20 protein-coding genes are annotated in these 26,239 nt (G+C 61.3%); 11 read left to right on the forward strand and 9 right to left on the reverse strand.

The features are described 5' to 3' along the window. Window positions 1–40: 40 nt before the first annotated feature. The 8 genes from BW979_RS03530 to BW979_RS03565 are packed head-to-tail and all read right to left on the reverse strand — an operon-like array spanning window position 41 to window position 9,044. Complete coding sequence (locus BW979_RS03530) at window positions 41–1,171, reverse strand: glycosyltransferase family 4 protein (RefSeq protein ID WP_076383172.1); 1,131 nt, start codon at window positions 1,169–1,171, stop codon at window positions 41–43. Next, window positions 1,172–2,302: a glycosyltransferase family 4 protein gene (locus BW979_RS03535; protein ID WP_076383173.1), complete on the reverse strand. Its 1,131-nt coding sequence runs from the start codon at window positions 2,300–2,302 to the stop codon at window positions 1,172–1,174. It lies immediately after the preceding gene. After that, a complete protein-coding gene (locus BW979_RS03540; protein ID WP_076383174.1) occupies window positions 2,293–3,660 on the reverse strand; it encodes a glycosyltransferase family 4 protein in 1,368 nt (455 codons plus the stop codon). Before BW979_RS03540 ends, BW979_RS03535 begins: the two co-directional genes overlap by 10 nt. Then, window positions 3,657–4,922 carry an ABC transporter ATP-binding protein gene (locus tag BW979_RS03545; protein ID WP_047226662.1) on the reverse strand — a complete coding sequence of 422 codons (1,266 nt, stop codon included), beginning with the start codon at window positions 4,920–4,922 and terminating at the stop codon, window positions 3,657–3,659. The genes BW979_RS03540 and BW979_RS03545 overlap by 4 nt, the downstream gene beginning before the upstream one ends. Further along, window positions 4,922–5,719, reverse strand: coding sequence for an ABC transporter permease (locus BW979_RS03550; protein ID WP_047226663.1), 798 nt, complete (start codon window positions 5,717–5,719; stop codon window positions 4,922–4,924). Before BW979_RS03550 ends, BW979_RS03545 begins: the two co-directional genes overlap by 1 nt. Continuing rightward, window positions 5,719–7,161: a mannose-1-phosphate guanylyltransferase/mannose-6-phosphate isomerase gene (locus tag BW979_RS03555; RefSeq protein WP_076383175.1), complete on the reverse strand. Its 1,443-nt coding sequence runs from the start codon at window positions 7,159–7,161 to the stop codon at window positions 5,719–5,721. Before BW979_RS03555 ends, BW979_RS03550 begins: the two co-directional genes overlap by 1 nt. A 3-nt stretch (window positions 7,162–7,164) precedes the next feature. Next, on the reverse strand, window positions 7,165–8,133 hold the full coding sequence (gene gmd, locus BW979_RS03560; protein ID WP_047226665.1) for a GDP-mannose 4,6-dehydratase: 969 nt from the start codon (window positions 8,131–8,133) through the stop codon (window positions 7,165–7,167). Beyond that, on the reverse strand, window positions 8,130–9,044 hold the full coding sequence (locus BW979_RS03565) for a GDP-mannose 4,6-dehydratase (protein WP_076383176.1): 915 nt from the start codon (window positions 9,042–9,044) through the stop codon (window positions 8,130–8,132). Before BW979_RS03565 ends, gmd begins: the two co-directional genes overlap by 4 nt. A gap of 425 nt (window positions 9,045–9,469) precedes the next feature. On the opposite strand from BW979_RS03565, the gene BW979_RS03570 reads away from it, so the two are divergent. The 7 genes from BW979_RS03570 (at window position 9,470) to BW979_RS03600 (ending at window position 18,592) form a co-directional block, all read left to right on the forward strand. After that, window positions 9,470–11,065 (forward strand): glycosyltransferase, encoded by a 1,596-nt coding sequence (locus tag BW979_RS03570; protein ID WP_076383177.1) that lies wholly within the window; start codon window positions 9,470–9,472, stop codon window positions 11,063–11,065. Further along, on the forward strand, window positions 11,059–12,351 hold the full coding sequence (locus BW979_RS03575) for a glycosyltransferase (RefSeq protein WP_076383178.1): 1,293 nt from the start codon (window positions 11,059–11,061) through the stop codon (window positions 12,349–12,351). Before BW979_RS03570 ends, BW979_RS03575 begins: the two co-directional genes overlap by 7 nt. Beyond that, the gene (locus tag BW979_RS03580; RefSeq protein ID WP_076383179.1) at window positions 12,348–13,223 is read left to right on the forward strand and encodes a class I SAM-dependent methyltransferase; all 876 of its coding nucleotides are present in this window, start codon (window positions 12,348–12,350) and stop codon (window positions 13,221–13,223) included. The genes BW979_RS03575 and BW979_RS03580 overlap by 4 nt, the downstream gene beginning before the upstream one ends. After that, window positions 13,220–14,374 carry an acyltransferase family protein gene (locus tag BW979_RS03585; protein ID WP_076383180.1) on the forward strand — a complete coding sequence of 385 codons (1,155 nt, stop codon included), beginning with the start codon at window positions 13,220–13,222 and terminating at the stop codon, window positions 14,372–14,374. Before BW979_RS03580 ends, BW979_RS03585 begins: the two co-directional genes overlap by 4 nt. After that, window positions 14,368–15,183, forward strand: coding sequence for a class I SAM-dependent methyltransferase (locus BW979_RS03590; RefSeq protein ID WP_076383181.1), 816 nt, complete (start codon window positions 14,368–14,370; stop codon window positions 15,181–15,183). Before BW979_RS03585 ends, BW979_RS03590 begins: the two co-directional genes overlap by 7 nt. Window positions 15,184–15,261: 78 nt before the next feature. Further along, on the forward strand, window positions 15,262–16,455 hold the full coding sequence (locus BW979_RS03595) for a DUF3142 domain-containing protein (RefSeq protein ID WP_076383182.1): 1,194 nt from the start codon (window positions 15,262–15,264) through the stop codon (window positions 16,453–16,455). After that, entirely contained in the window at window positions 16,442–18,592 is a 2,151-nt protein-coding gene (locus BW979_RS03600; protein ID WP_076383183.1) for a hypothetical protein, read from the forward strand. The genes BW979_RS03595 and BW979_RS03600 overlap by 14 nt, the downstream gene beginning before the upstream one ends. A 68-nt stretch (window positions 18,593–18,660) precedes the next feature. Here BW979_RS03600 and lpdA read toward each other — a convergent pair whose 3' ends face one another. Beyond that, on the reverse strand, window positions 18,661–20,061 hold the full coding sequence (gene lpdA, locus BW979_RS03605; protein WP_076383184.1) for a dihydrolipoyl dehydrogenase: 1,401 nt from the start codon (window positions 20,059–20,061) through the stop codon (window positions 18,661–18,663). A 166-nt stretch (window positions 20,062–20,227) separates the two neighbouring features. Between lpdA and hflK (BW979_RS03610) the strand changes: the two genes are divergently transcribed. The 4 genes from hflK (BW979_RS03610) to BW979_RS03625 are packed head-to-tail and all read left to right on the forward strand — an operon-like array spanning window position 20,228 to window position 26,212. Further along, a complete protein-coding gene (gene hflK / locus BW979_RS03610) occupies window positions 20,228–22,189 on the forward strand; it encodes a protease modulator HflK (protein WP_076383185.1) in 1,962 nt (653 codons plus the stop codon). Continuing rightward, the gene (gene hflC, locus BW979_RS03615) at window positions 22,186–23,223 is read left to right on the forward strand and encodes a protease modulator HflC (protein ID WP_076383186.1); all 1,038 of its coding nucleotides are present in this window, start codon (window positions 22,186–22,188) and stop codon (window positions 23,221–23,223) included. Before hflK (BW979_RS03610) ends, hflC begins: the two co-directional genes overlap by 4 nt. Beyond that, a complete protein-coding gene (gene hflK, locus BW979_RS03620; protein WP_076383187.1) occupies window positions 23,220–24,272 on the forward strand; it encodes a protease modulator HflK in 1,053 nt (350 codons plus the stop codon). The genes hflC and hflK (BW979_RS03620) overlap by 4 nt, the downstream gene beginning before the upstream one ends. Next, on the forward strand, window positions 24,269–26,212 hold the full coding sequence (locus BW979_RS03625) for a cation-translocating P-type ATPase (RefSeq protein WP_076383188.1): 1,944 nt from the start codon (window positions 24,269–24,271) through the stop codon (window positions 26,210–26,212). The genes hflK (BW979_RS03620) and BW979_RS03625 overlap by 4 nt, the downstream gene beginning before the upstream one ends. Window positions 26,213–26,239 lie beyond the last annotated feature (27 nt).

The following is a 26,239-nucleotide window of genomic DNA, read 5'->3' on the forward strand; positions in this document are numbered from 1 at the left end:
TGAGGCGAGGGGATTTATCCACTCGCCTCATCGGCGAGTGTTACGCGTAGGAAAGCGCCTTTTGCTCCAGCAACGCCTCATACAGTTGCAGCCATTTGCGGCCCATCTCCTCGGAGGTGAACAACTGCCGGTAACGCTCTTCGGCCCTGATGCCCATTTCCCTGGCCTGTGCCGGGTTGTCCCACAGGGTACGCATCGCTTCCCGGAAAGCTTCGGGGTTGCTGGGGGGCACCACCAGGCCGGTTTCATTGTGGATATTGATGTAGCTGGTGCCGGTGCCGATCTCGCTGGAGATCATCGGTTTACCATACATCGCGCCTTCGAGCAGGGAGATGCCAAACGCTTCAGAGCGCAGGTGTGAGGGGAACACGATGGCGTAGCTCAGCTCCAGCAATGCCACCTTGTCTTCATCGCCCAGGCGTCCGAGGAAGTGCAGGTTGCGCAGGCCCAGCGCCTGTGCCTGGGCATGCAGTTCTTTCTCCAGCGGGCCTGCACCGACGATGACCACCGGATAATCCACGCCTTTGAGGGCGTCGAGCAGAATGTGCAGGCCCTTGTAATAACGCATCACCCCCACGAACAGAAAGAAGCGCTCGCCCAATTTCGCCTTCCACTGTGCGATGCGTTCAGCGTCACGCTGTGGATAACTGGCTTTGTTCAAGCCATAGGTAATGACCTGGGTCTTATCGCGGTACTCCTTGAGCACGTCGCTGGTATGCACATAGTTAGGTGATGCCGCGACGATGCGATCCGCGCCGTTCAAGAAGCGTCGCATCAGGGGGCGATACAGTTTCAGCAGGTGCCGCTGACGCACGATGTCCGAATGGTAGGTGACCACATAGGGTTTTTTCAGTGCGCTGCAAAAATGCACCAGGTCCATGAATGGCCAGGGGAAGTGGTAGTTGATTACGTCTGCTTCGGCAGCCAGCTCGCGGAATTTCTTGAAAACACTGTAGGAAAACCCGGTGGAGGCCAGTTGGAAGTCCATCCGGGCCTGATGAACCTTATGCTGTCGGATGCTGATCGGACCCGGCGCTGGATCGTTGCTCAGCGTCAGCACGGTGTTATCGATGCCCAATCGGTCACTGCTGTCGCACAGCTGGAAAATAACCTGTTCGATGCCGCCCATGGAGTCAGGCAGATAGGTTTTGTAAAAGTGCAGGACTCGCATTCAACCTCCCAGAACCTGGCGATACGCCTGGGCGGTCACCTGTGCACACCGTTGCCAGGAAAAAAGCGCTGCTTGTTGCAACCCGGCTTCACGACACGCCTGCCAATGCAGGCGATCTTCGATCAACTGGCCCATGGCTTCGCGCATGCCTTGGGGATCGTCGGGGTCGCAATAATTGCCGGCCGCCCCCGCCACTTCCGGCATCGCCGAGCAGCGAGTGGTAATCACCGGGGTGCCGCTGGCCATGGCTTCGAGCACCGGCAGGCCAAAGCCTTCATAGCGCGACGGAAAAATCAGTGCACGTGCCCCTGCCAATAGCTGGGCAACCTGTTCGTCGGGCAAGTAGCCCGCGAGACAAACATGACCTCCGGCCAGGGCATTTTTCAACTCGTCGCTGAGTTGTGCGCGCTGCCATCCGCTCATTCCTACGATGAACAAAGGGAAAGTCTGACGGACGGATTCGGGTAGCCTGGCGTGGGCGCGCAGGGCCAGCGACAGGTTCTTGCGTGGCTCCAGGGTGCCGACACACAGAAAATATCGGCCCGCTTCCAGCCCATGGGCTTTGAGAACCCCATCGATGGCTTCGGGTTCGCGTGGATGGAAACGTGCAGCAGCCCCCAGCGGGGCGACTCTCAAGCGTTCCGCGCAAAGGCCGAAGTGTTCTCGGGCTTCATCGGCGATGAACTGCGAGTCCGTCAGAATCAGCTGCGACTGCTCTACCGCACGGCTGAGCCGACGCTCGATTTCCCTCAGTCGTGCCGGTGGTTGCGTCTCGGGGTAGCGCAGGTGCGTCAGGTCATGCAGCGTCATCACCGTCGGCCCTTCGAAGGCCAGGGGCCACAGGCTCGGTTCGTGATACAGGTCGATGGCGCGGGAACGGCCCTGATCGAAGCGTTTTTGTTCCAGCCAGCGCCGCGCCCGATAGGCCCCCGGTACTTGGCGCAGCAAAGGTGTAAGCCGCGAGTAACCTGGCGTGGCCGCTTGCGGCAACTGCGAGCTCCAGCCCCAGCCGTGGAACAATGACAGCTGTACATCCGGCTCCTGGGCCAGGGCAGTAGCCAGTTCCGCCACGTAATGGCCGATGCCGGTGCGTGGCGCCTGGAGAATCCGGGCGTTCAGAGCTATTCGCATGCGGTTTCCCTGTCGAGGATCACTTCATCGATGTGTCGCTCGATTCGCTCCACCAATTGCGCACTGGCCTGGCGCCAGCTCAGCCAGTGCCATTTATCGAGGGGAAGACTGGCCGGGAAAACCCCGCTGTTTTCCATACCGGTCACCAGGTCTGCCAGGCTCTGGGGATCTTCGAGATTGAAATAGGCCATGAATTCACCGCCGATTTCTCGAAATACCTCAATGTCGCTGCCCATCGCCGGCAAGCCGCGTTGCATGGCCTCCACCAGCGGCAGACCAAAGCCTTCAACGTAGGAGGGGAACACCAGCGCAGTGGCATTTTGGTAAGCGTGTTCCAGGCTATGGTCCGAAAGATTGTTGAACATAAACAGGCGGCTGTTGAGTTGCGGGTGACGTTTTATGCGCTCGATCAAGTCCTCACATTTCCAGCCAATTTTTCCGACGATGCATAACCTTGCCTTTGAGCCGGCAGCCCAGGCGCGTTCGAACGCATCGAGCAGGTAAGCGTGGTTCTTGCGTGGTTCGATGGTGCTGACCATCAGGAACACCGGTTCGGGCTGGGTGAATACTCGCAGCAGTTTGCTGTCGATGGCGCTGGTGGCATCCGCCAAATCCAGTTCGCTGCCCAAGTGGAAATAGTCGAACCAACGTTCACTCACCTGCTGTTCGCCAACGCGCTGCTCCATCTCCAGCCGAACCTGATCACGGATGGTGCTGGAGATCGCGATGTAACCGTCAGCGGTGCGGGCAATCCAGTCGAACCAATGATTGAATACCTTGACCAGGCCGGCGTCGCAGTACTGCGGATGGGTCAGGGGAATCAGGTCGTAGATCACCGATACAATCCCGACCCCATCGCGCTTGAGCTGTTCGGCCAGAGGAAAGAAATCGGCGTGCCAGGAAGAGTCCAGCAACACCAGCTGATCGCCGGGCCGGTGCTGCAATGGTACGCAGCGCGTCGGGACGTGCTGGCGTTTGAGCAAGCGATCGAGCACCCGGATCGGAATGCTCAGAAAGCCCAGGGCAAACAGCCGGCAGCCGAAGTACAACGCGTGGCGCGCCCATCGCGACTGGCTGAAGGGGCGTCGCCGTTCGAGCGTTCGATGCCTGAGCCAGAACAGGCTGGCGAATTGCTCCAGCCGTACCCGCAGGCTGACCAGATCCAGCCCCCTGGAGGGCAACGGGGCGAGGCTCTTCACTTCGTACAACTTGCCCCGCAGTATCACAACGGGGATGCATTCGTGCTCTGCCTCTCTGGCCGGCAGCTCGCGGATAACGTTGCGCACTACTCGCTGAATCCCGGAATTGGCTCTGGGATGTTCATACACGTAGGTGCATTCCATCAGCAGGCGAGTCATGGCAGTTCCTTTTGCGTCAGTTCCTCAACCGCTGGTAATGCCGTGCGCTGGATGCTGGTGCGGGCCTGCAGCCACGAACAGCCAACGAAATCTTCCTGGCGATTGTTGATGACGTGGAACACCAGCCCGTAGTCGCGCCATTCGAAGTTGCGGTCCAGGTGCGAATCCAGTCGGGACAGGCTCAGCGCGACAGAGTAATTGCCCTTGCCCAGGCGCATGTCGAAACTGAAACGGAAGGTGACGTGTTCGCCGGCCTTGAGGTCGGTCACGGCTTTATCCTGGCGATGGGTGTTGATGCCGTACATGGGCTGGCCGAGGCGGTCCTTGATCAGGAAACCCAGCACCAGCCGCTCGATGTCCTGGCGGATTTCGACCCGCACCTGCAACACCATCGGCTGGCCGATTTCGGCCACTTCCACCGGCTGGCCCTGACTGTTCAACAGCTGTACATCAACAATGCCGGCCTCGCCGGTGCCGGAGATGGTACGTACCTGGCCGTTGGCGAGCATTTCCTGGCGGACGATCTGGCCCTCGCGCTGGGCCAGCATCGCGTTGTAATAATCCATCACCTCTTCCGGCTTGCCGCGCATGGCCATGCGCCCGTGCTCCAGCAGGATGGCGGTGTCGCAGATCGACTGAATCGCCGAGCGGTCGTGGGACACGATCAGCAGCGTCGTACCGGCCTTGCGAAAACTGCGGATGCGCTCAAAGCTTTTATGCTGGAAGTAGGCGTCACCCACCGACAGGGCTTCATCGACGATCAAGATATCCGGGCGGCGGGCCGTGGCGACGCTGAAGGCCAGGCGCATTTGCATGCCACTGGAATAGGTGCGTACCGGCTGGTCGATGGCCGCGCCGATTTCGGCAAAACCTTCGATCTCAGGCATCAACGATTCGATTTCCTCCACCTGCATGCCCAGCAACTGCCCGGCCATGAAAGCGTTCTGGCGGCCGGTGAAGTCCGGGTGGAACCCCATGCCCAGCTCCAGCAACGCCGCGACGCGGCCACGCAATTGAATGTGGCCGCAGGTGGGTTGGGTGGTGCCGGTGATCATTTTGAGCAACGTGCTTTTGCCCGCGCCGTTGACCCCGACGATGCCGACGGCTTCACCGGGCTGGATCTCGAAATCGACGCCCTGCAGGACCCAGTGCAATTGATGACGCGGGCGGGAAAAGGGAATCAGCCATTCGAACAACCGGCTCCAGCGGTTCGGATACTGCTTGTAGGCCTTGCCCAGGCCACTGACGCGTAAATGCCCCATCAGAGTTCATCCACCATTTCACCGCCGCGGCGTCGAAACATCCGCAAACCGGTGACGCACATCAGTAGACCGATGACCAACAGCGGTGTCAGCGAACTCCAGACCGGCCACTGGTTGTAGAGAAACAGATTCTGGTAACTCTGCATCAGCGCTGTCATGGGGTTGAGGGCCAGCAGTTGCTGGATCGACGGCGGAAGGATGGTCATCGGGTAAACAATGGGCGTCAGCCAGAACCAGAATTGCAGGCAAATGCCGAACAGTTGCCCGACATCGCGAAAGAACACATTGAGAATCCCCAGCAACATGCCCAGCCCGGCAGCGAACATCACCTGCAGGGCCAGCAATGGCACCAGCGCCAGCAACGTCATCCCTGGCCAGCGGCCGGTGATCAACAGGAAACCGAGAAAAAGGCCGAGGATGATCGCGAAGTTGATCCCGGCGTTGAACAGCACAATCACCGGCAGGCAGATCCTGGGAAAGCTGATCTTCTTCAGCAGATTGGCGTTTTCCAGAAACATGCCCTGACTGCGGGTCGTGATCTCGGCGAAGAACCCCCAGGTCAGCAGCCCGGCGCAGAGGTAAACGCTGTAGGCCATGCCATCGTCCACCCCCGGCAGGCGGGCGCGCATGATGTGGGAAAAAATCACGGTGTAGACGAGGATCATCGACAGCGGGTTGAGCACGGTCCACAACGCGCCGAACAAAGAGTTGCGATAGCGCGCCTGGAATTCGCGCTTGACGCTGCCGAGGACAAAACCGCGGTAGCTCCACAGCGCACGGTGCAAGGTCAGCAACATCAGACGGCCCTGCCGTAGTGATCCTCGAAGCGCACGATGTCGTCTTCTCCCAGGTACTCACCGCTCTGGACTTCGATGATCACCAGATCGATGACACCGGGGTTCTCCAGCCGATGGCGGTGCCCGGCGGGGATGAACGTCGATTCGTTCTTGGCCACCAGATGAGCCTCCGAGCCATTGTTGGTGACCTTGGCCATGCCTTCGACGACCACCCAATGTTCGTTGCGATGATGATGCATTTGCAGGGACAGCGCCGCGCCTGGCTTGACCACGATGCGCTTGATCTTGAAGCGCGGGCCTTGTTCCAGCACGGTGTAGCTGCCCCATGGACGGCTGACCGTGCGATGCAGGCGATAGGCTTCGTGTTCCTTGTCCTTGAGCTGGCGCGCGACGCGGCGCACATCCTGGGCCCGGTCGGAATGGGCGACGAGGATGGCGTCGGCGGTGTCGATGATGATCAGGTTTTCCACACCCAGCGCGGCCACCAACCGTCCCTCACTCTGGACATAGTTGTTCTGGCTGTCGATGAACAACGCCTCACCGCTGACGCGGTTGTTCTGTGCATCGGCGGGCACCAGATCGGCGACGGCACTCCAGGAGCCGATGTCGCTCCAGTCGAATGCGGCAGGGACCACCACCACATTACTGGAGCGCTCCATCAAGGCGTAGTCGATGGAGATGTCCGGCATTTCGGAAAAATGCGCGGCGGACAGTTCCTGTTGTACGCAACCTGATGTCTCCACGGCCGTGCTCGCGGCTATGCAGGCGCGAGCCTGTTCCAGCAACGCCGGGGCGTGGTTCTGCAATTCCGCCAACAGGGTTTTGACTGAAAAACAGAACATGCCCGAGTTCCACAGGAAACGGCCGCTTTCCAGATAGTGTGTTGCGGTTTGCAGGTCGGGTTTTTCGACGAAGCGCACGACCTTGGCAGCGCCCTGGGTATCCAGGGGTTTACCCCGTTCTATATAACCGAAGCCGGTTTCGGGTGTCGTGGGCAGTACACCGAAGGTCACCAGATAACCGCTTTTGGCCAGTTGCGTGGCATGCTCCACGCTAGCCTTGAAGGCCGCCTCGTTCTGGATCAGGTGGTCTGCGGGCATCACCATCAGGATGGCATCGTCACCGTGCAGGGCTTGCACCGCGAGCGTCGCCGTAGCGATGGCCGGCGCGGTGTTGCGGCCTGTCGGTTCAAGTACGAAATGGCCGCGATGGCGTGCCAGATGTGCGCTTTGGTAGTGGTCGCGGCTCTGAAAGTAATACTCGCGATTGGTCACGGTAACGATGTCGCCGCGGCCGTCGAACAACCCGGCGGCGCGTCGGTAGGTCTTGCTCAGCAGCGACTGGCCGTCAGGCAGGATCATGAAGGGTTTGGGATGGCCCTCGCGGGACATCGGCCACAACCTCGTGCCGGCACCGCCGGAGAGAATCATGGGAATCAGCATGGCCTACTCCTTGGCGACGCGTTTCATGTCCGCATCCATCATCATGCGGATCAGGGTGTCGAGGTCGGTCCGGGGTTTCCAGCCAAGAACCCGTTGGGCCTTGGCCGGGTTGCCGAGCAACACGTCCACCTCAGCCGGGCGGAAAAACGCCGGGTCGATCTTCACGAAGTCACGGTAGTCCAGGCCCACATGCTCGAAGGCTATCCTGCACATCTCGCGCACAGTGGTGGTCACGCCTGTGGCAACCACGTAATCGTCGGGTTTGTCCTGTTGCAACATCAGCCACATGGCTTCGACATAATCGCCGGCAAAACCCCAGTCGCGCTTGGTGTCGATATTGCCCAGGCGTAACTCCTGCTGTTTGCCTTGCTTGATGCGCGCAGCAGCGTCGGTGACTTTGCGCGTCACGAATTCGATGCCGCGCAGGGGCGATTCATGATTGAAAAGAATGCCGCTGCTGGCGTGCAGACCGAAGCTTTCGCGGTAATTGACGGTGATCCAGTGGCCGTACAGTTTCGCCACGCCATAGGGGCTGCGTGGATAGAACGGGGTGTGCTCATCCTGCTGCTCGGCCTGGATAAGGCCAAACATTTCGCTGGTGGACGCCTGGTAGAAACGGGTTTGAGGGCTGAACTGGCGAATGCCTTCGAGCAGGTGGGTCACCCCGAGGCCATCGACGATTCCCGTGGTCACCGGCTGGTTCCATGAAGCGGCGACGAAACTCTGCGCGGCCAGGTTATACACCTCGTCCGGCGCTGACTTGATCACGGCGCGTTGTACCGAGCAGGCATCGGCCATGTCGCCGTCCAGGTAAACAATGTCGTTCTCGATCCCGGTCTCGCGTAGCCGCCAGCGCGAATCGCTGCTTCGTCGGGCCACCAGGCCATGAACTTTGTAACCCTTGTCGAGCAGTAACTTGGCCAGATACGCGCCGTCCTGGCCGGTGATCCCTGTGATCAATGCACTTTTCATTCTTGTTGTACCCGTATCTCCCAGTCGGACAGGATCGCCCGCAAGGATTGTTGTGTTGTTGTTTCAGGCGTCCATCCCGTGGCCTGGCGTAGCTTGGCAGGGCTACCGCAGACGCGACGCTGTTCTGCGCGGCGAAGACGCGCAGGGTCCTGGATCAATTGCACATCGACCTGGGCGATGTCGCCCAATTGTTCGATCAGGCTGCGAATGCTTTGCTCGTGACCCGAGCAGATGTTGTAGGTCTGCCCCGGCGCGCCGTGATCCAGCAACGCCAGGTAGGCTGAAATCACATCGCCTACGTCAAGAAAGTCGCGGGTGACATCGATATCGCCCACTTGCAACTGGGCCGATTGCAGGCCCAGCTTGATGCGGCTGATCTGCCGGGCCGCGCTGGCGATGACGAAGCTGTCTTTCTGACCGGTGCCGATGTGGTTGAAAGGGCGGGCTACCAGTACCGGCCAGCCTTCGCTCATGCCCCATTGCAGGCTCAGCAGTTCGGCTGACAGCTTGCTGACGGCATAGGGGTTGCGCGGGGCAGGGGCGTGCAGTTCGGTAATGGGGAGCTGGGTTTCATTGACCTGGCCATACACATCACCAGAGCTGACATACAGAAATGTTCCGGTGAACCCCCGGGCCTTGAGGGCCTGGAGAAGATTCAAGGTGCCAAGCAGGTTGATTTGCAGGGTGCGGGCCGGATCGCGAAAGGCTTCGGGAACGAATGTCTGGCCTGCCAGGTGGATCACGGCATCGGGGATCTCGGGCCAGAGACCTTCCAGGGATCTACCGTCTGTCAGGTCATAACGGCTTGGGACGGACATCACCTGCCAACTGGAATTGGGGGCATCCAGGCGAGATTTGATGTGGCGTCCTACGAAACCGCCGAGGCCTGTTACGAACAGACGTTTTTTCAAGCACCAGCCCTCTCGATGCAAACTTCGTCTGGTGCGGATCTGAGTAGGATATTTCCGTAAGTTCGGAGAAACCCAGTTGAAAGTCAGCCCAGACGAAGCGTTTGTTGTAGTTGTTTGGTTGCCAATCTGTGCCAATTTCGAAGCAATTTCAACCATGTAAATCGTGACCGGTCAGTTCTCATATTTATAGCCGGTTTATTCTCATTCGCCTGTTCACGAACCCTTGGTTGATGTGGTTAGAATGCCCCTTGTCACGATCCCTGCGATGTCGATTTCAAGTCGAACCACGGGGCAAGGGCCACTAAAAACAAGAACGAGACGGGTACGCAGACAATCGACGAGCAACGGCCTCCTGGCCGGGCCGGTTCGTGAGTCGACCGTCATGAGGTGGAGTCGCCGGGATGGCCGCTCCATGATGGGATGCCATGAATTTCATTCTTTACTCGGACGTAAACGATCACTCCATCAGCCAGAGCCTCGGCCGCCCTGAGTACAGTTATTACTTCGTGCTCAAGGCTTATCGCCCCGTGCTGGAAAGCCTGGGCCGGGTGCATGTGGTGTCATCGGTCGCCGAGGTCGATCCGCTCTATCAAACGTTGCAGCAGGCGGGGCAGGACTGTCTGTTTCTCTCGTTTTCACCTCCCCACAAGACGCCCGTCGATCTGTTGTGCCCCATGGTCTGCGTGGTGGCCTGGGAGTTCGACTCGATCCCGGCCGAGCACTGGGATGACGACCTGCGCCATGACTGGAGCCGCACGCTGGCGCGCCATGGCCGGGTGATTACCCTGTCCAGCCACACGGCCGAGGCGATCCGTCGTACGTTGGGCGAGGATTTCCCGGTGCTGGTCTTGCCCACGCCGCTGTGGGAACGCTTCGCTGCGGTTCGTGAGCAATATCCCATCACACCGGTCAATCCGGGCACGCTCCTGCAGATCAAGGGCTGCATCATCGACAGCCGCCCCCTTGGGCTGTCGGCAGATGGCTTGATCGCTCCGCTTGCCGAAGGGGCATCGGGGAGGGCGTCCAGCGAACCTGCGGCCCTGACGTGGCGGCGCCGCGCTTTCATCTCCCGGCATTACCTGCGCGAAGTGCTGCGCGCCTTGACCGCAAAGGCTACCCAAGGGCCGTTGTGGCTGATCAAGCACAATCTGTTGTGCTGGTATCGCGAAGCGGTTCGCGACCTGGTGCCAGTGCCGGTGCGCATTTTGGTGAGCCGACTGATGAGAGGCCCGACGCGGCCTGTGCCAGGTGTCGTCGAGTCCACTCCAGAGTCGGCGTCACCGGAACATCCCCAAGCGGTGCTGCCGGATACCCATCGGGTGGTGGAAACCCAAGTCAGCGGGGTGGTCTATGTCAGCGTGTTCAACCCCGATGACGGTCGCAAGAACTGGCATCACTTGATCACGGCATTTTGTTGGGCGCTGCGGGACGTCGAGGACGCCACGCTGGTGCTGAAAATGACCCAGAACGACCTGTCGACCTACTACGTCGAGTTGCTCACGCTGCTGTCCCAGCTATCGCCGTTCAGCTGTCGGGTAGTGGTGATGCATGGCTATTTGGAGGACGAACAATTCGCCCGGTTGTACGGTGCGGCGAGTTTTTACGTCAATGCTTCGCGCTGCGAAGGCTTGTGCCTGCCGCTGATGGAGTTCATGTCTTGCGCGCGCCCGGCCATCGCGCCGGACCACACGGCGATGCGTGACTACATCGATAGCGAGGTGGCCTTTATCGTCAAATCCAGCCATGAACCCACCATCTGGCCGGAAGATTCGCGCATTTTGTACCGCACCCTGCGCCATCGGCCCGACTGGGGATCGCTGAAACTTGCTTACCAACAGAGCTACGCCATGGCCCGGCATCAGCCGCAGGCCTACCAGGCCATGGCGGTGGCGGCGAATGAGCGCATGCGTCGCTATTGCGGTTTTACCCCGGTGCAGCAGCGCCTGGTGGATTTCCTGGCCCCGCAAGGCCGTGCCGAGAATGCGCCGCTGCTGGCCCAGGTGGGCTCCACATCATGCTGATCATCGTTTATTCGGAAACCAATCAGAGCAACATTCTGGCGAACCTCGGCAAACCCGAATACAGCTATTACTTCGTGCTCAAGGAGTTTCGCCCGGTACTGGAGCGGCTGGGACACGTCATTGAAGTGACCCGGCCGGAAGAAGAAGTCGATCAGCTATATGCCGATTGCCTGGGGCGCGGCGAGGATTGTGTCTTCCTGTCCTTTTCCCCGCCCCATCGCACAGATGCCCACTACGCCTGCCCGACGATTCCCGTCTTCGCCTGGGAGTTCAGCACCATTCCAACCGAAAGCTGGCAGGGTGAGCCGCGGCACGACTGGCGAGTGGTCCTTGGCGCGACCGGCATGGCGATTACCCATTCCAGCTTCACCGTCCACGCCGTGCGGGAGGTAATGGGGGCGGACTTCCCCATCGTCGCCATTGCCGCTCCGGTATGGGACCGGTTTTACACGCGCGGTGCGATGCTGGCCCAGCGACCTACGGTCGATCACATGCGACTGCAGTTGCGCGGGCTGTTGATCGACAGCCGCACCGTCGACCTGCGGCCCTACGGCCCGCCAGTGCACCAGGCCGGTACGGCGCTGGTTTTTGATGCGCCGGCCCAGGATTGCGAGCTGCTTCTGGACGGAGTGGTGTATACGTCGGTCTTCAACCCTTACGATGGACGCAAGAACTGGAAGGACATGATAAGCGCATTTTGCGCGACGTTCCGCGACGTTCCTGACGCAACGCTGGTACTCAAGCTGACCCACCACGACGTCACCGCCGCTCTCAACGACATGCTGCACCATGTCTACAAGAACCAGTCATACCGTTGCCGCATCGTGCTGATCCACGGTTACCTGGCGGACGCGGACTACGAGCGGTTGGTGGAGGCCACTCGCTATGTGGTCAACTGCTCTTGCGGCGAAGGCCAATGCTTGCCCCTGATGGAGTTCATGTCCTGCGGCCGGCCGGCGATTGCACCCGTGAACACGGCGATGGCCGATTACATCGACCACGACAATGCCTTCGTCGTCGAGTGCACCGAGGAACTGACTGCCTGGCCCCACGACCCGCGTGCAGCGTTTCGAACCCTGCGCTATGTCACCGATTGGGACTCGCTGTGCTCGGCCTATCGCGCCAGCTACGACGTGGCCAAAAACGACCCCGAGCGTTATCGCCGCATGTCGGCCCATGCCGTGCGCAGTCTGGAAACGTTCTGCAGCCAGGCCAACGCCGAGCAGCGTCTGCGGGTGTTTTTTGAACAGGTATTGGAGCGTCGCCGGAACGCGCAGCAGCCATGATCGGGCGGTTGCTGGCGTGGCTCAGGCCGCCCGTCGTACCTGCCGCGCCGCCATCGACTGGCGCCGTGTCGCCCCGTGACGTGGGCCTCTACGATGCAATGCTCGACGGCTGGTTTCTCAACGACAGCGGCGAGCTGCTCAAAGGCTTTGCTATCACCGCCCAGGACACCTTGTTGGACGTTGGTTGCGGGGAGGGCGTGGCGACCTTGTTTGCAGTACGCCAAGGCGCTTCAGTGATTTTTACCGACAGCGAGCACGACAAGGTGCGCAGCCTGGCCCGTCAGGTCGAGGCCCAGACCCGCGCGCCGTTTCTGGGTCTGGTCAGCAATAGCCTGCCGCTGCCGCTGGCCGATGGCTGCGCTGACAAAATCGTGTGCATGGAAGTGCTCGAGCATGTCGACCAACCCGAGCCGTTCATGGCCGAACTGGTGCGCATGGGTCGGCCAGGGGCGCAGTACCTGCTCAGCGTGCCGGCCCCGGTGGGTGAGCATTTACAGCAGGGCATCGCACCGCCGGGTTACTTCCAGTCTCCCAACCATGTGCAGATTTTCAGTGCCGAACGATTCGCTGCATTGGTGGAGGACGCGGGGCTGGTCATCGAGCATCGCCAGGCCAGCGGCTTTTTCTGGGTCATGGGCATGATTTTTTTCTGGGCCAGTGAACGCGCGGCCGGACGAGCCCTCGAGGGGGCGGTGCGTGACCGGATCCAGGCGCCTTACCCGCCGCTGATGGAGAGCTGGGCGAGTCTCTGGCAGGGCGTGCTGACACGACCCGATGGCCTGGCGATCAAGCAGGTCCTCGATCAATTCATGCCCAAGAGCCAGGTCATCATTGCCCGCAAACCTGATCCTGCCACCCGGAGCTCAGCATGAGCAGCAAGCGAATCATGGACATCGAGTTGTTGCGCGCCGTTGCGGTGATGGGCGTGTTGTTTCATCACGTACAAGGCATGCCGTTTCCCGGCGGATGGCCGCGTCTGTCGGCTCTTTCCGGTAGCTTCCAACTATGGTGGGGCGTGGATCTGTTCTTCGCGATATCGGGCTTTGTCATTGGCCGCAGTCTGATCCCGCAACTGCGCGGTTGTGACAATTCTCGGCAGTTCTGGGCCACCGCCCGCGAATTCTGGATTCGCCGGGCGTTTCGCCTGCTGCCGTCGGCGTGGCTCTGGTTGCTGCTGATGCTGCTGGCTGCGTTGTTTTTTAATCGTTCCGGTGCGTTTGGCAGTGTGCAAGCCAACGTACAGGCGACCCTGGCCGGTTTTCTGCAATTCGCCAATTTGCGTTTTGCTGATGCATTCATGCGGTATGAATATGGTGCGAGCTTTGTTTACTGGACGCTCTCGCTGGAAGAGCAGTTCTATTTGATTCTGCCGCTGCTGGTGTTCGTCTCGCGCCGGTATCTGGTCTGGGTGTTGCTGGCGGTGGTGCTGGTACAGTTTTTCACCTGGCGTGCGGTATGGCTCTCGGTGATCCGCACCGACGCCCTGGCCCTCGGCGTGCTGCTGTCGATCTGGAGCTTGCGGCACGGGTACGGGCGGTTCGAGCCCAAGTGGCTGCGCTGGCCCGGAGCGGGGATGTTGCTGATCGTCGTTTTGGGGGGCGTGATGGCGTGGATTGCCACTGAACACTTCAATCTGTCGTTCTACCGTCTTGGGGTCATCGCGCTGCTCAGTGCCGTGCTGGTATGGGTGGCCTCCTATGACCGGGACTATCTCCTGCCCCGCAGCCCTTTGAAAACCGCGTTGACCTGGGTTGGCAGCCGCTCTTACGGGATTTATCTGATCCACATCCCGGTGTTTTTCCTGCTGCGCGAGCTGTGGTTTCGTTTCGCCCCGTTGGAGTCGCCGGACATGGCGAGTGATCCCTGGCTGGCCCTTGCCTGTGCCTTGACGCTGATCGGGCTGTTGAGCGAACTCAACTACCGGATGGTTGAAATGCCCATGCGCCAGCGCGGAGCTCAACTGGTTGAACGCCTGCGTGCCGCCCGTCCCGTCCTTCCCGTCTCTGGAGCCCCTTCATGCTGAGCCTTTTGAAGAAACTCACCACGGGTACGCCCGCGCCCGCAACACCAGCGGCCGACAAGGTCGATCCCTATATGCTCGGGCTGCACGATGCGATGCTCAGCGGCTGGTTCAATCAGCAAACCGGAGAGCTGTTCAGCGGTTTCCCGGTTGCGCCTGAGGACACATTGCTGGACGTTGGCTGCGGCGACGGTGGCAACGTGCATTTTTGTGGCATGCGCGGGGCGAAGATCATCATCGCCGACATCGACGCGGCCAAGGTCGAGGCCACCCGCCAGCGCTTGAGCGACACTCCGGCGCGTGACGTCGAATGCCATGTGACCGACTGCAACCCGCTGCCCATTGCCGATGGTACGGTCACCCGCGTGGTGTCCACGGAAGTCATTGAGCATGTCGACGACCCGGCGCAGTTTCTCGCCGAGCTGGTCCGGGTCGGCCGGCCCGGCGCGCTGTACCTGTTGAGCGTGCCGCACCCCAGCTCCGAAGATCTGCAAAAAGACATCGCCGCGCCGGAGTATTTCCAGAAGCCCAACCACATTCGCATCATCAGTGAAGAGCAGTTCAAGGCGATGGTCAGCGAGGCCGGGCTGGAGGTGTTGAGCCACAGCCAGTACGGTTTCTACTGGTCGATGTGGATGCTGTTGTTCTGGGAAGCGAAAGTCGATTTCAGCAATGCCGACCACCCGTTGCTCAACCATTGGGCCGACACCTGGCAAGCGGTGCTCAATTCGCCACGCGGCGCGCAGATCAAGCAGGCGCTGGACGCGGTGGTGGCCAAGAGTCAGGTGATTATTGCGCGTAAGCCTGGATGACAGGGACTGAGGATGAATTCATTTGTGGCTGGCGCGGGAGGGGTTAATCTGCCAGCCTTTTTTGGGTGCTGAAACTCCATGGCTTTTCTTTTCCGGCTATCGCTGATCCTTGCCGCAGTGCTGTTAAGCGGCTGTGAACAGTCCCCGCCACCGGCTCTCGATCAACAACTCTATGTCTGGCAGCGCCAGTGGACGCCGGCTCACGTGCCGGCGCTGCAACAAAGCCACAGGGATTTTTCCAGCCTGCGCATTCTTGCCTTGCAGGCCTTTCCCCAGGCCGGCTGGAGCCGCGCGCGGATCGATGCGCAACTGCTCAAGGCTGACGGTCGACCGCTGATCGCAGTGATACGCCTGGACGGTCAGCTCAAATTTCTGGATCAGGACGATGTGATCGCGCAGATCCAGCAGCTGCTGAGCGACTGGCAAGCGCAAGGCCTGGCCCCAGTAGGGATCGAGATCGACCACGACGCCGGTAGTGCGCGACTGCCTGCCTATGGCGCATTTTTGAACCGCTTGCGGCAAGCCCTGCCCGCCACGCTGGGGCTGAGCATCACGGCATTACCTGCCTGGCTCGACAGCCCTGCGTTGCCAGGGCTGCTGCGGACGGTGGACAGCAGCGTGTTGCAGGTCCATGCGGTCAGTGATCCCCGGCAGGGGCTGTTCGACCCGAAACAGGCTTTGCGCTGGGCCGAACGCTGGAGCGGTGTTACCACGCGACCGTTCTATCTGGCCCTGCCAGCCTACGGCATGGCGCTGTTGACTCAGGACAGTGGTGTGCCGGTGGTTGAAAGTGAAGTGCCGATCGATCAAGGCGGCGAACGTCGTGAGCTGCTGGCCGACCCGCAGCAAGTGGCCGGGCTGGTGACAGAACTGCGGGCCGACCCGCCGACACATCTGGCCGGGCTGATCTGGTTTCGCCTGCCGCTGGCGGATGACCGACGTGCCTGGAGTTTGACCACCCTCGGTGCCGTTGCGCGGGGAGACCGCCTGGATAGTCGCCTGGCCTTGCGTGTGCGTGAACAGGACGGGCTTTACGATATTGAGTTGGTTAACCAGGGCAATCTCGACAGCCCCTGGCCCCAACGCCTGACCTTGGTCGTTGGCGCCTGCGACGGTGCCGATGCGCTGGCGGGGTACACGTTGCAACAAACTCCCGGACTGCTTACTTTCACCCGCATTCAGGAAGGCCGCCTGGCCGCCGGCGCCCAGCGTGCCGTTGGCTGGGCGCGCTGTACGAAAATTGACCAAGGAGGTTTCAATGTTCACCCGTAAGTGGCCCAGTCGTCTGCTCTGTCTGAGCCTCAGCCTGCCGTTGGGCCAGGTGCTGGCCTGCGGACCGGATTTCCCGATGCGCCTGCTGGATAACCGCAGCCAATCGCTGGCGGATCTGCCCGAAGGCAGCTTTCGCTTCGAGATCAGTCGCCTCGGCCACGCCATAGCCGGGCTCAAGTCGGCCTCCGATGCGACGGCCAACCCGGATCAGCGTTATGGTGATGTGCCTGCCTACGTCGAACAACGCAACAAGGCCGAACGGCTTGGCCTGACCCCGCCGCAGCAAGCGGTGGTGGAGCGGGTGCGGGCGCTGACCGACGTTCAGCAGGTCACCACCGAAGCGGCGAATCTGCCTGCCGAACTGCGGCTGTACGCGATCGGCGCGGCAGCCTTCAACGCCGGCGAGCATGCGCTGGCGGTCGATTCGTTCCGTCAGTTGCTCGCGTTGCCATCGCACGAGCGCCGGTTGCGCAGCACATGGGCCGCGTATTCCCTGGGACGAGCCTTGTTCGCCATGAGCAGCGAGGCGGGCAACGGTGAACCGGCCGTATTGCTGGAGCAGGCTCAAGAGGCGTTCCGTCAGGCTCGTCAGTTGAGCATCAGTGGCTTCAGCGACCCGTTGGAGCTGGGTGTCGCCAGCCTCGGCGAAGAAGCCCGGGTTGCCTACACCCGTGACGATTGGAACAGTGCCATTGAACTCTACGCCAGCCAGAACCGGCTGGGCTCCGAGGTCGGCTACAGTTCGTTGAAACAATTGGTCGGTGACCTGAGCGAGCTGCCGGACGAGCAGTTGATGCGCCAGCTCAAAGGCAAAGCAGTGCAGCAACTGCTCACCGCTTCGTTGCTCAGCCGTATCGGTTGGTCATTCGGTGAGCAACCGGCCGGCGAGAAGCGGCTGGTCAAGTTGCTGCAAGCCAGCACCCGTGACAGCCTCGATAATGCCGACCGTCTGGCGGCGGTGAACTATCAGCAAGGCGATTATGCCGCCGCCAAGGCGTTCCTGGAAAAGGCCGGGGATAGCGGGCTGGCCTGGTGGCTGCGGGCCAAACTGGCGGTGCGCGAGGGTGACAAAGGCGCCGCGGCGGCGGCCTATGCCAAAGCCGCCCAGGCGTTTCCCAAAGACGAGTCGTGGGGCGAGCGACGCACGCCGGATTGGAATTACGAGTCCGTGCAACCCAAGTGCCGGGTCGAAGGCGAAAGCGCGATCCTGGCCTTGCAACGGGGCGATTACCTTCAAGCCTTCGATCAGCTCTACCGTAGCCAGAGCATTTATTGGTATGACGCCGCTACGGTCGCTGAGCGGGTGCTGACCGTCGACGAACTCAAGCAGTACGTCGATGCTCAAGTCCCGGCGGTGCCGCCGTTGAGCCAGCAGGATCGCGACAATTACGTGCAACTGCCGGTGGCCGCGAACCTGCGCAATCTGCTGGGGCGCCGCTTGCTGCGAGAAGGACGCTACGACGAGGCGCCGGACTACTTCGACAACGTCGAGCTACAGAACCAGGCCCGAGCGTATGGGCAGTTGCGCCAGGAGGCCGAGTCCAGGTGGTGGCCCACTCGACGGGCCGAGGCGTATTTCAATGCATCCTGGTTCGCGCGTACCCATGGTATGGAACTGCTCGGTTACGAGATGGCGCCGGACTACGCCACCTTTGGCGGCAACTACAGCCTTGAACCCGCCGACCTGAAGGTTGGACCGCTGATCAGCGAAGGCGAGTGGCAACGCCAGCAGGCCAGCGCCGCGCAACCGGACGCGCGTTATCATTACCGTTTTGTCGCCACGGCGTTGGCGAGCCAGGCGGCCGACAACCTGCCCCATACCAGCCATGCGTTTGCGGCGGTGCTGTGCGCCGCGGTGGGGTACAACTCCAGTCTGGCGGAGCAACGTGCGTTGTATCAACGTTATGTGCAGCATGGCCCTTACGTGGAGTGGGCCTGGGATTTTGGCCGCCACTGCCCTTATCCTGATTTTCGTAACGCGGACAAACGCTACGTGACCCAGGCGCTGGAGCCGATTCGTTCGGTGTTGCGGCCCTATAAGGTTTGGCTGCAAATAGCCGGTGGCCTGCTGGTGGTGGCGCTGGGGCTGGGATTGATCAGCCGTCGCCAGCGCAAGGCCCGGATTTCGGCTCGTTAAGCTTTGTAGACATCCAGATACGCGGGGAGCAAGCCTTGCTCCCCGCGTGTTGTGGATAAGTTCACGCATTACATCTGTGTCGCCATCCCTTCCACATTCATCGCCGCCTGGCGCAAGGCTTCCGAGCGGGTAGGGTGCGGGTGGCAAGTCAGCGCGATGTCCTGGGCTGAGGCGCTGAACTCCATGGCGACGCAGTATTCCCCGATCATCTCGCTGACGCTCGGCCCCACCAGGTGTACGCCGAGGATTTCATCGGTCCGTTCATCGGCCAGTACTTTGGCGAAACCTTCGGTCTCGTGGTTGATCTTCGCCCGGCTGTTGGCCGTGAACGGAAACTTCCCGACCTTGTAGGCGCGGCCTTCAGCCTTGAGCTGTTCTTCGGTCTTGCCGACGCTGGCCAGTTCTGGACGGGTGTAGATAACGTTGGGGATCAGGTCATAGTTGACCTCGCCGGCCTTGCCGACGATCTGTTCGATGCAGGCCATGGCCTCGTCTTCCGCCTTGTGGGCCAGCATCGGACCGGATGTCACGTCGCCGATCACCCACACGCCGGGCGCTTCGGTGCGGTGGCCCTTGTTGGCGAGCAGGCCGCGTTTGTCGGTGCTGAGGCCGACGTTCTCAAGCCCCAGCCCCTGGGTATACGGCCGACGGCCAATGGCGACCAGCACATAATCTGCATCCAAGAGCTGCGTCTCGCCGCCCGCTGCAGGCTCAACCTGCAATTGCACGCCGCTGGCCGAAGACGTGGCGCCGGTGACTTTGGAACTCAGTTTGAACTGGATGCCTTGTTTGCCCAGGGCCCGTTGCAAGGTCTTGCCGGCCTCGCCATCCACGCCAGGACAGACGCGATCGAGGTATTCCACCACCGTGACCTCAGCGCCCAGGCGCCGCCAGACCGAACCCAATTCGAGGCCGATGACGCCTGCGCCGATCACCACCAGATGACGCGGCACTTCACTCAAGGACAATGCACCGGTGGAGTCGAGGATGCGCTGGTTATCGATCGCCACACCCGGCAGGGGAGTGGGCTCGGAACCGGTGGCGATGACGATGTCCTTGGCGCTCAGTGTGGTCTTGCCGCCGTCTTCACCAGTGACCGTCACTTTGCCGGGCCCGTCGATGTGGCCCCAGCCCTTGATCCATTCGACCTTGTTCTTGCGAAACAGGAACTCGATACCCTTGGTCAGGCCTGCCACGCTCTCGTCCTTCTGCTTCATCATTTGAGCGAGGTTGAGGGTGGGGCTGACTTCGATGCCCAGATTGGCGAATGGCGTTCCCATGGCCGCTTCGTACAGCTCCGAGGCGTGGAGCAATGCTTTGGAGGGCATGCAACCGACGTTCAGGCAGGTGCCGCCCAAGGTGGCTCGGCCCTCGACACAGGCGGCCTTCAAGCCCAACTGTCCGGCGCGAATCGCCGCGTTATACCCACCGGGGCCACCGCCCAGAATGATCACGTCGTAGTTGCTCATGGCGCTTCTCCCGCTCTGCTTGAGAAAAATTATGATCGTAATATGTGCGTTCTCGAATATCTCGGTCAAGGGCCAGGGTCGAGAATTTGCGAGAAGGTGCTCAAACATAAATTTCACAAGAGTCGTTATAAGGTAACGATATGTAACAGAGCCGCGTCGGGGTGGTATGCAAATCGATCTTGATGTCGAGGGGGTAGAGATAGCCCAGTTGCCGCGGTTCCAGCAGGCGCTCTTTCAGGGGCGTCGCTTGAGGCGGATCGCCTTCGGGTTGGGTGGCGTAGCGAGCCTGGGCCTGGTGGTGGCGTTTTTCATCGGGTTGTTCTCGCCGCAGTCGATGTGGCCGCCGCTGCTGGTCAGTCAAAGTGCCGGAGTATGGGTGCTGGTGGCGGGTCTGCAATCGGCCTGGTGGATCACCCAGTGGCGGGGCAGGGCGCTGATGCCGGTTATGGATATCCCGGTTTCTGAAACCCCGCCAGTGGGTGACCATGGCTGGTATGAGCGCCTGCTGGATCGAATCAGTGTCCGTTGGATCGCCCTGCTCAAGCACATCGGCGGCCCCACGTTGTGGCTGCTCGGTTGGGCACTCCTGGTGCTGTTCAGTCTGGAGCAAACCTGGAACCTGGAATTACCTGCGACCGAGCTCGGCGTGTCGGCCAGTATGGGAGCGGTGCTCTCTTTACTGCTGGCGTTCGGGTTGTTGGTGTTGGAGCGTCAGTGGGTCCAGCAATCCCCTCAGCAATGGCCGGAGGCCCAGGCGCTGGCTCAGCTGACCCGGGTGGCGATTGTCGTACTGGTGCTGGGCGCCTTGTGCGTGCTGTTCGCCGCACCAACGTCCATCTGGCCGGTGCGCCTGGCCGTGCTGATGGGGGTGCTGCCGGCTCTGGTGGCGGCGGAATTGTTACTGCGCGCATTGCTGTCGTTGTTCAGCCCGCGCCGGGATTCCCAAGAGCCATCATTGCTGGGCCGAAGTGTCATCGCCGAGTTGCTGCGCTGGCCACCACGGCCGTTGTCGGCGCTGCAACATGAGCTGCACAGCCATTTCGGGATCGACTTGCGTCAGATCTGGGCGTTCAGCTACATGCGTCGCGCCTTTTTGCCGGTGGTGGCGCTAGTGTCCTTGGTGGGGTGGCTGCTGACTGGTGTGCATGAGGTTCCGTTGCAAGGGCGGGGCATCTACGAGCGTTTTGGTAAACCGGTGGAAGTATTCGGCCCTGGCCTGCAAGTCGGCTTGCCGTGGCCGTTGGGCAGGGTGTTGAACGTCGAGAACGGCGTCGTGCATGAACTGGCCACCAGCGTCGGCGGCAACCGGATGGTTACCGAGGCTGATTCAGTGGAAGGACCGGCACCCGCGGCTGCCAATCGATTGTGGGACGCCAGTCATGTGAACGAAAAATCCCAAGTCATTGCCAGCCGCCGAGCCGACCAGCAGAGCTTCCAGATCGTCAACATGGACGTGCGTTTCGTCTATCGCATCGGCCTCACCGACGCGGCGGCACTGGCGGCCACCTACAACAGTGCCGATGTGCCCGCGCTGATCGGCAGCACCGCCAGCCGCGTCCTGGTGCATGAGTTCGCCTCGCGGACGCTCGATGGTTTGCTGGGTGTCGATCGGATCAGTCTGGCGGATGAAATCGGCCGTGCAGTACAGGCTGACTTGCAGAGGCTCGACAGCGGTGTGGAAATTCTGGCAACGGTGGTCGAAGCGATTCATCCGCCGGCCGGCGCCGCCAATGCCTATCACGGCGTGCAAGCGGCGCAGATTGGCGCCCAGGCCCTGATCGCCCGGGAGCGTGGTGCCGCAGCGCAGCAGACTAACCAGGCGCAGTTGCAAGCCAGCATCATCCATGACCATGCTCAAGCCACCGCCCGAGAAATCAATGCGACCGCCCAAGCCGCCGACTTGCGCTTCAACGCCGAACGCCAAGCCTACGCAACGGCTGGCCATGCTTTTGTGCTGGAGCAATATCTCAGCCAGCTAAGCCAGGGACTTGGCAATGCAAAGCTGCTGATTCTCGATCATCGCCTGGGGGCTGGGAGCAACGCGCCCACCCTCGATTTGCGTACGTTCACGCTGCCGGCGGATCCCGCCTCGCCGCCTAACCCGGTCCAGCCAGGAGCTGCCCATTGAGCCAGTCTTCTTCACATGATCACCATGATCATCCCGGTCACGCTCATGCCGGCCACCACCATCACCACGGGCATCATCACCATCATGACGATCCACATGTGGCCGGCCCGTTTCCTTGGGGCCGGGTGGGCTGGGCGGCGCTGCTGGTGGCGTTTGCTATCGCTGCCGCCAGCCTGGTGCAAGTGCGCTCGGGAGAGGCGACGGTCATTACCCGTTTCGGCAATCCGGCGCGGGTGCTGCTGCAACCAGGTTTGAACTGGCACTGGCCGGCACCGTTCGAAGCGGCGATCCCGGTGGACCTGCGATTACGCACCACCTCCAGCGGGCTTCAGGACGTGGGTACCCGCGACGGATTGCGGATCATTGTTCAGGCCTACGTGGCGTGGCAGGTGCAGGGTGACCCGCAAAACGTTCAGCGCTTTATGCGTGCGGTGCAGAATCAACCGGATGAAGCTGCACGGCAGATTCGCACGTTCGTTGGTTCAGCCTTGGAAACCACCGCCGCCAGTTTTGATTTGGCCAGCCTGGTCAACACCGATGCCAGCCAAGTGCGCATCGCCGATTTTGAAGCTCAGTTGCGGCAGCAGATTGATCAACAATTGCTCAGCACCTACGGCGTTCGGGTGCTGCAAGTTGGCATCGAGCGCTTGACCTTACCGTCGGTGACGCTGACTGCGACGGTGGATCGCATGCGCGCTGAGCGTGAAACCATTGCTACTGAGCGCACCGCCATTGGTAAGCGTGAAGCGGCGCAGATTCGTTCTGCCGCAGAGCGTGATGCGAGGATTCTTCAGGCCGATGCAAAGGTGAAAGCGGCTGAGATCGAGGCGCAGTCCCGTGTTGAAGCTGCCGGGATCTATAGCAAGGCATACGCCGGGTCCCCCCAGCTCTACAACCTTCTGCGCTCGCTGGACACCTTGGGAACAATTGTTTCCCCGGGTACGAAACTGATTTTGCGCACCGACGCCGCACCGTTTCGCGCCTTGGTAGAGGGCCCACCATCCGTGGAACGTTTAGGTGGAACACGGCCATGAGTTTGGTTCCACGTGGAACAAATACCTCCGTCAGCCCCTGGATTCAGGCCGGACGGCTAGCCTTTCTGGCGCTCTATGCCGTCACGGTTTTAGCCGCGCTGGCCTGGGCATTTTCAAATGTGCGACAGATTGATCCGCAGAGTCGTGCAGTGATCCTGCGTTTCGGCGCCCTGGATCGAGTCCAGAATGCCGGCCTGTTGCTTGCTTGGCCTCGTCCGGTGGAACACGTGATCTTGCTGCCAGCGGCGGATCGGGTCCTGGAGCGGCGGGTGGAAAACCTGCTACGTTCGGATGCGGCTTTGCAGGCTGATCGCGTCGCCAGTTTTGCCACACCGGTCAGCGATGCACTGGCCGGTTCTGGCTATCTATTGACCGGTGATGCGGGTGTGGTGCAGCTGGATGTGCGGGTGTTCTACAAAGTCAGTGAGCCCTATGCCTTCGTTGTACAGGGCGAGCATGTGTTGCCGGCGCTGGACCGGTTGGTCACCCGCAGCGCCATAAGCCTTAGTGCAGCACGGGACCTGGATACGATTCTCGTGGCTCGTCCCGAATTGATCGGCCGCGATAACCAGGCGGCCGAACGTCGTGAACGCTTGCGCAGTGATCTGCTCCAGGGCATCAATCGACGCTTGGCCGATCTTGCCGCGACAGGGCAGGGGCTAGGGATTGAGGTGGTGCGCGTCGATGTGCAATCGAGCCTTCCGGGCCCTGCGGTGAGTGCGTTCAATGCGGTACTGACCGCTAGCCAGCAGGCAGACCAAGCCGTGGCGAACGCCCGCACCGAAGCCGAGAAACTGACCCAGACCGCCCGCGAGGACGCCGACCGTGCCCTTCAGATTGCCCATGCTCAGGCCAGTGAACGGCTCTCCAAAGCCTCGGCTGACACTGCTACGGTCCTCAGCCTGGCGAAGACTCAGGAGAGCGATCCTCAGATGTGGCTACGCCTTTATCGCGAACGTATACCCGGCATTCTTCGCCAAGCCGGTTCGGTGACAACGGTCGATCCGCAAGACGATTCCCGCCTGATCATTCAGGGAGCTGAGCAATGAACGCCGAAACCCTCACCGCGTCCATGTTGTCTTCCAGCGAACAGCGTACGGTTGCGCGGCAACTGACGCTGGCGATGATTGCCCTCGGTCTGCTCGCGTTGGGTCTGGTATGGCGCGGGTGGACGCCGGAGCAGAACGCTGTCAGCCAACTACTGTGGGGGGCGGCCTCCGTGTTGGTGGCTGTACCGGTGATGCGTTCGGCCTGGTACAGCTTGCGATATCCGAGCCTGCATGGCGTCACCGATCAACTGATTGCCCTGGCCATGCTCGGCGCTTGGGCCACGGGGGATTTGCTGACGGCTGCGCTGTTGCCGATCATCATGACCTTCGGTCACGTGCTGGAGGAGCGCAGCGTCCTCGGTTCCCAGGAAGCCATCGATGCCCTCGCCCAACTGACCCGAAGCCAGGGGCGCAAGGTTCAGGCCGACGGCTCGATAATCGAAGTCGACAACGCCACGCTCCGACCCGGCGATGTGGTGGAAGTGCGCGCCGGTGATCGGGTGCCGGTGGATGGCCGGGTCCTGTCTGGCCAGGCCAGTCTCGACACCGCGCCCATTACGGGTGAGGCGGTGCCGTTGGAGGCGCTGGTGGGCACTGAGGTCTTTGGGGGCGCGATCAACCTCGATGGCCTGCTACGCCTGGAAGTGACTCGCACGGGGGATGAGTCGACGCTGGGCAGAGTCATTGCCCTGATGCAAAACGCCGAGCGTTCCAAACCGCCCATTACCCGGTTGCTTGAACGGTACGCCGCCAGCTATCTGGTGCTGGTGTTGCTGTTGGCGGCGGTGACCTGGTTCGTTACAAACGACGCCCAGGCGATGCTGGCGGTGTTGGTGGCAGCGTGTCCTTGCGCACTGGTCCTGTCAGCTCCGGCGACGGCGGTTGCCGGCATCGCGGTCGCGGCGCGGCACGGGATCCTGATCCGTAGTGCGGCCTTCCTGGAGGAACTGGCGGACCTGACCTCGCTGGTCGTCGACAAAACGGGCACGCTTACCCACGGCATCCTTCGCCTGCAATCCATCGACAGCGTCCGCGAGCATGAATCCTTTCTGCTGCCATTGGCCGCCAGCCTCGGTTCGGCCAGCAGCCATCCGGTCAGTCGTGCGTTGGCTGGGTTGGTGGCGCCGGAAAAATATCTGCCGCTGACCGAAATCCACGAACACCAAGGGTTGGGTGTGGTGGCGATGACCGACCAAGGTGAGGCGGCTCTTGGTCGGGCTGAGTTGTTCGCCCGGTTGGGGATCGAGACTTCGCCGATCCCTGACCATGACGGACCTATTGCCGGCCTGGCCTTGGGGGGAACGTTCATCGCCTGGCTGTTGTTGGCCGACAGCACCAAGCCGGAAGCGCGCCAGGCCATGGCTGAGTTGCGGGCGCTGGGCCTGGGGCGCCAGTTGTTGCTGACCGGGGACCGCCAGAGCGTAGCCAACAGACTGGCGCGGGAAATCGGTATTGGCGAAGTGCAGGCTCACGCTTTGCCTGAAGACAAACTTAAACGGGTCATGGCCGAGATCGACCACGGCTTGCGACCCATGGTGGTGGGGGATGGCATCAATGATTCCCTGGCGCTCAAGGCCGGAGTAGTGGGCATAGCGATGGGGGCGGGTGGCTCGGACATCGCGCTTGCGTCGGCGGACATTGTATTGATCGGCAGTGACCTGCGCCGCCTCGGCACCTGCGTGCGCCTGAGTCGTCGATGCAGGCGCACGTTGCAGGTCAACGTGATCATCGGGTTGGGCTGGACGCTGGCGATCATCGCTTTCGCCGCATTCGGTTGGCTTGGCGCGGCTGGGGCGATGATCGCGGCATTGCTGCATAACGTGAGCACGTTGCTGGTCTTGGGTAATGCCGGGCGTCTTTTGCGGTTTCAGGAACCGCTGTTGAAAATCGAGACCCTCGACCAAAGGGGAATTTCGGCGAACTGTAGGCCATACTCATAGTCAGCTACGCAGAGGGTGTACCCCTTC

This window comes from Pseudomonas sp. A214, from assembly GCF_900156295.1.
GTDB classification, from domain to species: domain Bacteria; phylum Pseudomonadota; class Gammaproteobacteria; order Pseudomonadales; family Pseudomonadaceae; genus Aquipseudomonas; species Aquipseudomonas rhizophila.

What these genes read in the sequence shown, in the direction of transcription:
- BW979_RS03570 (WP_076383177.1), top strand. Translation starts at nt 9,470, where the DNA reads ATGAATTTCATTCTTTACTCGGACGTAAACGATCACTCCATCAGCCAG.
- BW979_RS03530 (WP_076383172.1), bottom strand. Translation starts at nt 1,171, where the DNA reads ATGCGAGTCCTGCACTTTTACAAAACCTATCTGCCTGACTCCATGGGC.
- BW979_RS03595 (WP_076383182.1), top strand. Translation starts at nt 15,262, where the DNA reads ATGGCTTTTCTTTTCCGGCTATCGCTGATCCTTGCCGCAGTGCTGTTA.
- BW979_RS03580 (WP_076383179.1), top strand. Translation starts at nt 12,348, where the DNA reads ATGATCGGGCGGTTGCTGGCGTGGCTCAGGCCGCCCGTCGTACCTGCC.
- BW979_RS03625 (WP_076383188.1), top strand. Translation starts at nt 24,269, where the DNA reads ATGAACGCCGAAACCCTCACCGCGTCCATGTTGTCTTCCAGCGAACAG.
- BW979_RS03600 (WP_076383183.1), top strand. Translation starts at nt 16,442, where the DNA reads ATGTTCACCCGTAAGTGGCCCAGTCGTCTGCTCTGTCTGAGCCTCAGC.
- BW979_RS03545 (WP_047226662.1), bottom strand. Translation starts at nt 4,922, where the DNA reads ATGGGGCATTTACGCGTCAGTGGCCTGGGCAAGGCCTACAAGCAGTAT.
- lpdA (WP_076383184.1), bottom strand. Translation starts at nt 20,061, where the DNA reads ATGAGCAACTACGACGTGATCATTCTGGGCGGTGGCCCCGGTGGGTAT.
- BW979_RS03575 (WP_076383178.1), top strand. Translation starts at nt 11,059, where the DNA reads ATGCTGATCATCGTTTATTCGGAAACCAATCAGAGCAACATTCTGGCG.
- BW979_RS03540 (WP_076383174.1), bottom strand. Translation starts at nt 3,660, where the DNA reads ATGACTCGCCTGCTGATGGAATGCACCTACGTGTATGAACATCCCAGA.
- gmd (WP_047226665.1), bottom strand. Translation starts at nt 8,133, where the DNA reads ATGAAAAGTGCATTGATCACAGGGATCACCGGCCAGGACGGCGCGTAT.
- BW979_RS03555 (WP_076383175.1), bottom strand. Translation starts at nt 7,161, where the DNA reads ATGCTGATTCCCATGATTCTCTCCGGCGGTGCCGGCACGAGGTTGTGG.
- BW979_RS03585 (WP_076383180.1), top strand. Translation starts at nt 13,220, where the DNA reads ATGAGCAGCAAGCGAATCATGGACATCGAGTTGTTGCGCGCCGTTGCG.
- BW979_RS03535 (WP_076383173.1), bottom strand. Translation starts at nt 2,302, where the DNA reads ATGCGAATAGCTCTGAACGCCCGGATTCTCCAGGCGCCACGCACCGGC.
- BW979_RS03550 (WP_047226663.1), bottom strand. Translation starts at nt 5,719, where the DNA reads ATGTTGCTGACCTTGCACCGTGCGCTGTGGAGCTACCGCGGTTTTGTC.
- hflK (WP_076383187.1), top strand. Translation starts at nt 23,220, where the DNA reads ATGAGTTTGGTTCCACGTGGAACAAATACCTCCGTCAGCCCCTGGATT.
- BW979_RS03590 (WP_076383181.1), top strand. Translation starts at nt 14,368, where the DNA reads ATGCTGAGCCTTTTGAAGAAACTCACCACGGGTACGCCCGCGCCCGCA.
- hflK (WP_076383185.1), top strand. Translation starts at nt 20,228, where the DNA reads ATGCAAATCGATCTTGATGTCGAGGGGGTAGAGATAGCCCAGTTGCCG.